General features: G+C 68.9%; 1 protein-coding gene. It reads left to right on the top strand.

What is annotated here, in order from left to right; all coding sequences use genetic code 11:
* A partial coding sequence (locus FK268_RS24055) for a DUF2252 family protein (RefSeq protein ID WP_146437937.1) occupies window positions 1–321 on the top strand: 321 nt, incomplete at its 5' end.
* Window positions 322–502: the final 181 nt, after the last annotated feature.

Here is a 502-nt window from a genome sequence, read left to right as displayed (position 1 = left end):
CTCGGGTACACGCCGACGGTGCGCGGCAAGGACTTCTACTGGCGTCAGTTCCGCGACATGAAGGGCTCCGTGGTCCCCGAGCTGCTCACCCACGACCAGTTCGAGCGCTACGGCCAGGCATGCGCCGGGGTGCTCGCGCGGGCCCATTCGCAATCTCCCGGGGCGGCTGTCGCATCGGCGTACATGGGCAAGTCCACGGAGTTCGACGAGGCCATCGGCCGGTTCGCGGCCGCCTACGCCGACCAGAACGAAAAGGACTACGCCGCAGTGCAGGCCGCGGTGAAGGCGGGAGTCCTTCCGTGTGCGGAAGCGGGCGTCTGACGGTCTTAGCGCGACCTTGACGGCGGAGGGCCTTCCGCCCGCGGCGAGGCCCGCGTAGACCGGTAGGCGTGACTCTGATGGAGGTACTGCCCTCACTCGCCCGCGCCGGCATCGCCCGGTCCTTCGATCCCACGATCTGGCCCGAAGGCACCGCGATGGACGGCGATGACGTCCTCATAGC

Origin of the sequence: Tsukamurella sputi (genome assembly GCF_007858445.1) — a bacterium.
In the GTDB taxonomy this organism is placed as follows: Bacteria; Actinomycetota; Actinomycetes; order Mycobacteriales; family Mycobacteriaceae; genus Tsukamurella; species Tsukamurella sputi.
Note: the sequence above shows the minus strand (reverse complement) of the source record. Positions and strands in the feature narration are given on the sequence as shown.